At 64.2% G+C, this 9,151-nt stretch carries 6 protein-coding genes; 4 read left to right on the forward strand and 2 right to left on the reverse strand.

The features are described from left to right. The first annotated feature begins 221 nt into the window (after positions 1–221). Both BN1132_RS09145 and BN1132_RS09150 read left to right on the forward strand, forming a co-directional pair. Positions 222–1,907, forward strand: coding sequence for an aspartate:alanine antiporter (locus BN1132_RS09145; RefSeq protein WP_042076971.1), 1,686 nt, complete (start codon positions 222–224; stop codon positions 1,905–1,907). A gap of 190 nt (positions 1,908–2,097) precedes the next feature. Beyond that, positions 2,098–3,630 carry an MltF family protein gene (locus BN1132_RS09150; RefSeq protein ID WP_042076972.1) on the forward strand — a complete coding sequence of 511 codons (1,533 nt, stop codon included), beginning with the start codon at positions 2,098–2,100 and terminating at the stop codon, positions 3,628–3,630. 141 nt (positions 3,631–3,771) lie between these two features. Here the strand turns inward: BN1132_RS09150 and BN1132_RS09155 are convergent, their stop codons facing one another. Both BN1132_RS09155 and BN1132_RS09160 read right to left on the reverse strand, forming a co-directional pair. Next, positions 3,772–4,983, reverse strand: a complete 1,212-nt coding sequence (locus BN1132_RS09155; protein ID WP_042076973.1) for an ROK family protein — start codon at positions 4,981–4,983, stop codon at positions 3,772–3,774. A 104-nt stretch (positions 4,984–5,087) separates the two neighbouring features. Continuing rightward, on the reverse strand, positions 5,088–6,755 hold the full coding sequence (locus BN1132_RS09160; RefSeq protein WP_042076974.1) for a methyl-accepting chemotaxis protein: 1,668 nt from the start codon (positions 6,753–6,755) through the stop codon (positions 5,088–5,090). A 131-nt stretch (positions 6,756–6,886) separates the two neighbouring features. Between BN1132_RS09160 and BN1132_RS09165 the strand changes: the two genes are divergently transcribed. Both BN1132_RS09165 and glpA read left to right on the forward strand, forming a co-directional pair. After that, on the forward strand, positions 6,887–7,342 hold the full coding sequence (locus BN1132_RS09165; RefSeq protein WP_084202758.1) for a YchJ family protein: 456 nt from the start codon (positions 6,887–6,889) through the stop codon (positions 7,340–7,342). Between the two features lie 193 nt (positions 7,343–7,535). Beyond that, the coding region (gene glpA / locus BN1132_RS09170) for an anaerobic glycerol-3-phosphate dehydrogenase subunit A (protein WP_042076975.1) at positions 7,536–9,151 on the forward strand (1,616 nt) is incomplete at its 3' end.

The raw sequence follows: 9,151 nt of genomic DNA on the forward strand, positions 1-9,151 counted from the left end.
CCACAGGGCCGTCGGCCCTTCCCTTCCCGACAGCAGAAATCACTCATTGACACCGGATCCGGCAGCGTAAAATAGAGTATTTTTCCTCCTGGGCGCCGCGCATCCCTCACCCCTCTGGTCGAGGCGCCACTTAACTGGCTGTCGATCCGCTTTGGCGCTTCTTTCTTGCCAAGGGATACGGCACAATATCGGCCCCACTTTTTTCCTCGGTTTTTCCGGGCATGACCATAGATTTCGTGACACTGCTACATCAAAGCGACTCCCTGCTGCTGTTCGTGGTACTGGCCTTCGGCCTGCTGCTAGGCAAGGTCCGCATCGGCAACTTCCAGATAGGCAATACCATAGGGGTGCTGTTCACCGCCCTGCTGTTCGGCCAGATGGGATTCCAGTTTTCCACCTCCACCGAAAACGTCGGCTTTATGCTGTTCATCTTCTGCGTGGGGATTGAAGCGGGGCCGCACTTCTTCAGCGTCTTCCTGCGCGACGGCATCCACTACATCACCCTGACCCTGGTGATCCTGCTGAGCGCCCTGCTGCTCACCGTGGGGCTGGCCAAGTTCTTCAACCTGGGGCCCGGCATGGCGGCCGGCATCCTGGCGGGGTCGCTCACCTCCACCCCGGCGCTGGTGGGCGCCCAGGATGCCCTGCGCAGCGGCCTGCTCAACCTGCCCCACCAGACCGACATGCAGTCGGTGCTCGACAACATGGGCATCGGCTATGCGCTCACCTATCTGGTGGGGCTGGTGGGATTGATGCTGGTGGTGCGCTACCTGCCTTCCCTGGCGCGGCTCGACCTCAACACCGAGGCCCAGAAGATCGCCCGCGAGCGGGGCCTCTCCGACAGCGAGAGCCGCAAGACCTACCTGCCCATCATCCGCGCCTATCGGGTCGGCCCGGAGCTCGCCGCCTGGATCGGCGGTCGCACCCTGCGAGAGACCGGCATCTATCCCCACACCGGCTGTTACGTGGAGCGGATCCGCCGCAACGGGATACTGGCCAGCCCCGATGGTGACGCCGTCATCCAGGAGGGAGACGAGATCGCCCTGGTGGGCTACCCCGAGAGCCACGAGAAGCTGGACGTCAACTACCGCAACGGCAAGGAGGTGTTCGATCGCAACCTGCTGGACCTGCAGATCGTCACCGAAGAGATAGTGGTGAAGAACGATGCCGTGGTCGGCCGCCACCTGGTGGAACTCAACCTCACCGAGAAGGGGTGCTTCCTCAACCGGGTGGTGCGATCCCAGATAGAGATGCCGTTCGATCGCAACATCATGCTGCAGAAGGGTGACGTGCTGCAGATCAGCGGCGAGAAACAGCGGGTCAAGCTCCTGGCCAACAAGATCGGCTTCATCAGCATCCATAGCCAGACCACGGATCTGGTGGCCTTCACCACCTTCTTCGTGCTGGGCCTGCTCATCGGCTCCGTCTCCCTGGTGTTCGGCCAGATAGAATTCGGCCTCGGCAACGCCGTCGGCCTGCTGCTGGCGGGGATCCTGATGGGCTATCTTCGGGCCAACCACCCCACGGTAGGCTATGTGCCGCCTGGCGCCCTGCGTCTGGCCAAGGATCTCGGCCTCGCCGTCTTCATGGTGAGCACCGGGTTGAAAGCGGGGGGCGGCATCCTGGATCACCTGAGCGAGGTGGGCATGGTGGTGCTCTTCTCCGGCATGCTGGTGACCACACTGCCGGTGCTGGTAGGTTACCTGTTCGGGGTCTGGGTGCTGAAGATGAACCCGGCCCTGCTGCTGGGGGCCATCACCGGGGCCCGCACCTGCGCCCCGGCCATGGACGTGGTGAACGAGGCGGCCAACAGCTCCATCCCGGCGCTCGGCTATGCCGGCACCTATGCGGTAGCCAACGTCATGCTGACCCTGGCGGGCTCCTTCATCATCGGCTTCTGGTTCTAGGCCGGCTCGGGTATTGAATATGCAATGAAAAGAGGGAGCCCACGGGCTCCCTCTTCATTTGGTGTTCTCCCCGGCCAGGCCCCCAACCGATAGTGAAGATCGTGCTATCACCCGAGCGCAATCAAACCCAACGAGCTAAGGGGTCCCCTGAGCCACGCTTACACTCAATAAAACGAGTGAGGTGAACATCATGAAACGCTTATGGATTGTCATTTTTTGGGTGCTTTGTTCCCTGTCCCCGGCCTGGAGTGCCGAGCCAGATAAAAAAGCCACCACCGAGGAAGAAGAGGAGCGCAGCGCCCTGGCCTTTGACAGCGAGGAACTCGCCAAACCCATGCTGGGAGATCTCGACGCCATGCTGGAGCGGCGCACCATTCGGGTGCTCACCACCTATAACAAGACCGGCTACTTCATCAACAAGGGGGTGCAACGGGGGGTCACTTACGATGCCTTCATGCAGGTGGAGAAACGCCTCAACGAACAACTGCGCAAGCAGAAGGCCATCAAGCGTCACCTCAAGGTGCACTTCGTCTTCATTCCCGTCGCCCGCGAGGCCCTGCTGACCTCCCTCATCGAAGGCAAGGGGGATATCGCCGCCGCCAACCTCACCATCACCGACAAGCGCAAGAAGCAGGGGGTGGTGTTCAGCGATCCCTTGCTCGATAACGTGCGGGAGCTGCTCGTCTCCGGCCCCGATTCCCCCAAGGTGGAGAGCGCCGCCGATCTGGGTGGCAAGACCATCTTCGTGCGCCCCTCCTCCAGCTATTTCGAGAGCCTCATGGCCTATAACCAGGCGCGCAAGGCGGCGGGAGAGCCCCTCATCGACATCCAGCCCGCCTCCGAAGTGCTGGAAGATGAAGATCTGGTGGAGATGGTGAACGCGGGCCTGCTTCCCTTCATCGTCATGGACGAGCACAAGGCCCGCTTCTGGCAGAAGATCTTCCCCAAGATCACCATTCATGAAACCCCGGTGTTCCGGGAGGGGGGCATCATCGCCTGGGCGGTACGCCAGGACAGTCCCAAGCTGCTCGCCATGCTCAACGATCAGATCAAGGCGATCCGCGGCAAGGCGACGGGGGAGGACGTACTGGCGCGCTATCTCAAGCAGAACAAGTTCGTCAAGAGCGCCGCCGCCGAGGCCGAGCGCAAGAAGTTCCTGCAGGTGGTGGAACTGTTTCGTGAATACGGCGAGAAATACGACGTGGACTGGCTGCTGGTCGTCGCCCAGGGCTATCAGGAGTCCGCCCTCAACCACAAGGCGCGCAGCCATGTCGGCGCCATCGGCATCATGCAGATCATGCCCGCCACCGGCAAGGGGCTGAAGGTGGGCGACATCCGCCAGCTCGAGCCCAACATCCACGGCGGCGTCAAATACATGCGCTGGATGATCGATCACTACTACGCCGACGAGCCCATGACCGCCCTCGACAAGGCATTGTTCTCGTTTGCCTCCTACAACGCCGGTCCCGCCCGGGTGGCGCGGCTGCGCACCGAGGCGAAGAAGCGGGGGCTGGATCCCAACGTCTGGTTCCACAACGTCGAATACGTGGCGGCGGAGAAGATAGGAGCCGAGACCGTTACCTATGTGGGCAACATCTACAAGTACTACATCGCCTACAAGCTGGTGATGGAGCAGATGCAGCTGAGACAGCAAGCCAGCGAGACCCTCAAACGGCAGGAGCAACCCGCCGACAAGGCGCCCGCCAAGGAGACCAAGTCCTAGAGCCGCCACCCGGCGTTTGCAAACAACAGGCGGGCCTTCCTCGGAAGGCCCGCCTGTTGTTTGTCCCCTGCCGAATCAGCCCCCCTCCTCCCACGGAGTTAAAACGGCCAGTGCAGGATGGGGCGGCACTGCAGCAGGCAGTCAGGCCTCCCTGTCGCCTCGCAGCAGCTCGAGCAGCAGGCTGCCGTCTCGCAGCGCCTTGTGCACCTGCACCGAGGTGGGCTTGGTGGGATCTTCATAGAAATGGGTGGACTCGATCTGCAGACGCACCAGGTAGTCGGCCGGCAGCTGGCTCGCCAGGGACTGGTGCAGCATGGGGAACAGCAGGCGATCGGCCCGGGTGATCTCCCCCCCCAGCAGCAGCTTGCCCGGATTGAGCAGGCAGATGAGGTTGGCCAGCACCCGGGAGAGGCGCCCCGCCGCCTGGTGCAGGATGTCCTGGCAGAGGCTGTTGCCCGCCAGCGCCAGCTCGCACAGCTCGCGGATGGTGACGACCTCGGGCAGATCGTGCTCCTGCATCCGCTCGCGCAGGTCCCGATACTGGGCCTCCAGCGCCTGATTGGTCACGAGCGTGCAGGCGCAGCCAAAACCGCCGCAGTAACAGCGCTGGCCGTAGGGCTCGAGCTGCAGGTGGCTGAGATCCCCGAGCAGGGCCGCCTCGCTCTCGATGAGCTGGCCGTTGACCACCATGCCGACCCCGATGTCGTTGTGCACGAACACCAGCACCGCATCGGCACAGTTCTTGGCGGCCCCCCACTCCCGCTCGGCCTGGATCCAGGTGCGCACGTCACCGCTCACCAGCACGGGCACCGAGAAGGCCTCCTGCAGGGTGGGCCCGAGGGGCCAGTTGCGCAGATCGTAGTAGGGGAAGTGCTTGACCATGCCGGAGTGGCGCTCCACCTGCCCCGGCAGGCAGAGGGCGATGCAGGCAAGGCGCAGCGCCTTCTTGGGCAGGAAGCCCTCGATGGCCCGCACCAGGCTGGCCAGCAGGGAGGCCCGCTCCCCCTCGTTGAAGACGTGGCGATGGCGCGCCATGGAGCGGCCCGCCAGATCGAACAGGGCCATGTCCACATAGCCGCGGCCAAGGCGCATGGAGAGAAACTGGAAGCGGCGCTCATTGATGCGCAGCAGGGTCTGACGGCGGCCACGGCCCACCGAGCTCTCGCCACAGGTAACCACCAGACCGCCATCGAGCAGCTCGCGGGTGATCTTGGTGATGCTGGCGGGAGAGAGGCCGGTCAAACGGGACAGATCGGTACGGGACAGCTCCTTGTGCTCCTCCAGGCTGGCGTAGACCAGGCCGTAGTTGAGCTGACGGATCAAATCGATACTGCCTTTCACGATCTCATTCATAGGGTTGGGGCTAACGAAAGGAACGAATGGCGCGATTTTCCCACATTCTGTGCCGATCCCCAAATTTGCCGTCTGGATATCCCGTCCAGACGGCAAAAATGTGACTAGTAACGGAAGCGGGAGACGAGTTGACGCAATTTGTCACCCGTACCGGCCAGGGCGCGGGTGGTGGTGTTGGACTCCCCGGCCGCCTCGGTCAGCTCGCTGACGATCTGCTGGATGGCCACCAGGTTCTTGTTGATCTCCTCGGAGACCGCGTGCTGCTCCTCGGCGGCGGTCGCTATCTGGATATTCATGTCGTTGATGGTACCGACGGCCGCCACCATGCTGTCGAGGGAGCTGGCGATGTGGCTCGCCTCCTGCACCGTCTCCTGGCTGCGGGCCTCGCTCGCCTGCATCACCTCCACCGCCTGCCTGACCCCGCCCTGCAGCCGCTGGAGCATCTCGTTGATCTCCTTGGTGCTTTGCTGGGTGCGACCGGCCAGGGAGCGCACCTCGTCCGCCACCACCGCAAAGCCGCGGCCCTGCTCGCCGGCCCGTGCCGCCTCGATGGCGGCGTTGAGCGCCAGCAGATTGGTCTGATCGGCGATGCCGCGAATGACCTCCACCACGGACCCTATCTTGCCGGTCTCGTGGGCGAGCTGCTCGATGACACCGGCGGCCACGTGTACCTCGTCCACCAGCCGGTTGATGCTGCCGATGGCGCTGTTCACCACACCGCGGGCGGCGTCAGATTCGCGGGCCGCATCGCTGGTGGCGCTGGCCGCGTTGGAGGCGCTGGCCGCCACCTCCTGGGCGGTGGAACTCATCTCGGTCACGGCGGTGACCACCTGATCCGTCTCCTTGCCATGGCCCTGCATCTGCCTGTCTGCATGCTCGCTCAGGCTGTGCAGTCTGTCCACGGCGCCGAGCAGCTGATGGCTGGTCTCACCCACCTGGCTCACCACCGACTGGATCCGCTCGACGAAACGGTTGAAGGCGGTGGCCAGCTGACCCACCTCATCCTTGCTCTGCACCTTGAGGCGCCGGGTCAGATCCCCTTCCCCGTCGGCGATGTCGTTGAGGGCCGAGACCGCGTCCGCCAGCGGCCGGGTGACCCGGTTGCCGATCACCACGGTGGCAGCCAGGGTCACCCCCAGGATCACCAGGATGAGCAGCACGCTGCTTTGCAGGGAGGCGTGCATGGTCTCCTCGCGCTCGCTGCGCAGGGCCGCCAGCTCGTTGTCGATATCGTCGATGTAGAAGCCCGTGCCCACCACCCACTGGTACTTGTCGAGCACCAGGTTGAAGGAGAGCTTGGGGGCATCCCGGCCGAGGGACGGCTTGTTGGTCCAGTATTCGGAGAAGCCGTCTCCCTCCCGCGCCGACTTGATGATCCCCTGGATCAGGAAGGTGCCCTTGGCATCCTTGTCCTGCCAGCGATTCTTGCCCTCCATCTCGGGGCGGGTTGGCAGCAGCACAGTGTTCCCCTGGTAGTCGTAGACGAAGAAGTAGCCGTCACTGCCATAGCGCAAGGGGCGCAGGATCTCGGTCACCCGCTGGCGGGTCTCGGGGTTGTCGGGCCCGGCATAGGCCTGCTCGATGGCTGTCTTGGCCAGCATCAGGTAGCTGCTGAGCAGGGCCTTGCGCTCCTTGACCGCCTTCTCCCTCGCCACCACCAGATCGGACTCCAGACCGTTCCTGGCCACCAGGTAGTTGCTGAGGTTGACCACCAGGGCCATCAGCAGCACGGGGATGGCCCCCAGCAACAGAATTTTCTGCTTTAGCGTCATCTTGTACTTCCTTTAGCCATTTTATTGTGGGTGCTTCGTTCCTACTCGCTCAGCCATGGAGTGCTGGCCGAGGGGGGAGTGCCTTCGCTACAATCCCGCCACCTTTTATTATCGACCCGATGAGCTGACCCATGAGCCAATGTCCTTGCGGTTCCTCCCTCCCCCTCTCCCAGTGCTGTGGCGTGCTCCACGCAGGCCAGGCCGCCGCCAGCCCGGAGCAGCTGATGCGCTCGCGCTACAGCGCCTTCGTGCTGGGATTGGGGGAGTACCTGGTCCACAGCTGGCACCCTGACTTTCTGCACGGCCTGACGGCGGCCGAGCTCTCCCGGACCGATACCCGCTGGGACGGCCTCGAGATCCTCGCCAGCCAGGGCGGCCCCCTTGATGAGACCGGCACGGTGGAGTTCAAGGCCTGGTTCCTGGAGGGGAACGAGCGTCACTGCCTGCACGAGCGATCCCGCTTCGTGCGTCATCAGGGGCGCTGGGTCTACACCGACGGCGAGCAGGATCCGGCGCCGCTGCGGGTTGGTCGCAACGACCCCTGCCCCTGTGGCAGCGGCAAAAAGTTCAAGAAGTGCTGCGGCTGAGCGCCGTGACTCGTGTCGACAGAGGGGGCCCGGTGGCCCCCTCTGCTGTTGCTGGAGTGTGACAACAATCACGCTTTGCTCATTAACACCCCTTTTCATGAGCGTTTACGAACATTAACTTGGCCCATATCAAACATTTCCAACCAGGGAAGCGCCACACTGAGCCCATCTGGAAGAGATGAGACGGGCAAGAATGAAAAGAATAACCACGGAAGTCGTCATCATAGGGGGGGGCGCCACCGGCGCCGGCATCATGCGCGATTGCGCGCTGCGCGGCATCGACTGCATCCTGCTGGAGCGGGACGACATCGCCGCCGGCACCACGGGGCGCAACCACGGCCTGCTCCACTCGGGGGCCCGCTACGCGGTGACGGATCAGGAGTCCGCCCGCGAGTGCATTCAGGAAAACCGCATCCTCAAGCGGATCGCCAGCCACTGCGTGGAGGATACCGGCGGCCTCTTCATCACCCTGCCGGAAGATGACCTCCATTTTCAGCGCACCTTCATGGATGCCTGCGCCCTGGCGGGCATCGAGACCCGCCAGCTGGATCCCGCCGAGGCGCTGCGCCTCGAACCCAACGTCAACCCGGCGCTGATCGGGGCCATACAGGTACCGGACGGCACGGTCGATCCCTTCCGCCTGGCCGCCGCCAACGTACTGGACGCGAAAGAACACGGCGCCCGCATCTTCACCCACAGCAAGGTGCTGGGGCTGCTGCGCACCCAGGATAGGGTGCACGGGGTCAGGGCGATCAACACCCGCACCGGAGAGGCGTTCGAGGTGGAGTGCCGGGAGGTGATCAACGCCGCCGGCATCTGGGGCCAGCAGATCTGCGAGTACGCCGACCTCGGCATCCGCATGTTCCCGGCCAAGGGCTCCCTGCTCATCATGGATTACCGCCTCAACCAGCTGGTGCTCAACCGCTGCCGCAAGCCGGCGGATGCGGACATCCTGGTGCCGGGCGACACCATCTCCCTCATCGGCACCACCTCGAGCCGCATCGACTACGACAAGATTGACCAGCTCACCGTCGAGCCCGGCGAGGTGGAGGTCCTGCTGCGCGAGGGGATCAAGCTCGCCCCCGTCATGGCGCGCACCCGGCTGCTGCGCGCCTATGCCGGTGTACGCCCCCTGGTGGCGGTGGACGGCGACGAGTCGGGCCGCAACATCAGCCGCGGCATCGTCTTGCTGGATCATGCGGAGCGCGACGGTCTTCAGGGCTTCAACACCATCACCGGCGGCAAGCTGATGACCTACCGCCTGATGGCCGAATGGGCCACCGACCTGCTGGCCAGGAAGCTTGGCAACAGCAAGCCCTGCCGCACCGCCGAGCTGGCCCTGCCGGGCTCGCGGGATCCGGAGAAGGTCTCAGCCCCCGGCCTCTCGGTACCCGCCGAAGGCTCGGCCCAGTACCGTCACGGCGAGCGGGTCATCGCCTTCTTCCGCGACAACCCCAAGGCCAACGCCCTCATCTGCGAATGCGAGATGGTGACCGCGGGGGAGATTGAATACGCCCTGCGCGAGCTCGACGTGGACAACCTGGTGGACTTGCGCCGCCGCACGCGCCTGGGCATGGGTCCCTGTCAGGGGGAGCTGTGCGCCTATCGCGCCGCCGGCCTGATGCAGGAGTACGGCAAGGCCGACGGCCGTCAGGCCTGCGTCATGCTGCGCCAGTTCCTGGAGGAGCGCTACAAGGGCACCCGCCCCGTGCTCTGGGGGGATGCCCTGCGCGAAGCCGAGTTTACCTACTGGATCTACGAGGGGCTGTTCGGCCTTGGCGAGTGGACGGCCCCTCGTAGATCCAGTAG

Origin of the sequence: Aeromonas sanarellii, from assembly GCF_000820085.1 — a bacterium.
In the GTDB taxonomy this organism is placed as follows: Bacteria; Pseudomonadota; Gammaproteobacteria; order Enterobacterales; family Aeromonadaceae; genus Aeromonas; species Aeromonas sanarellii.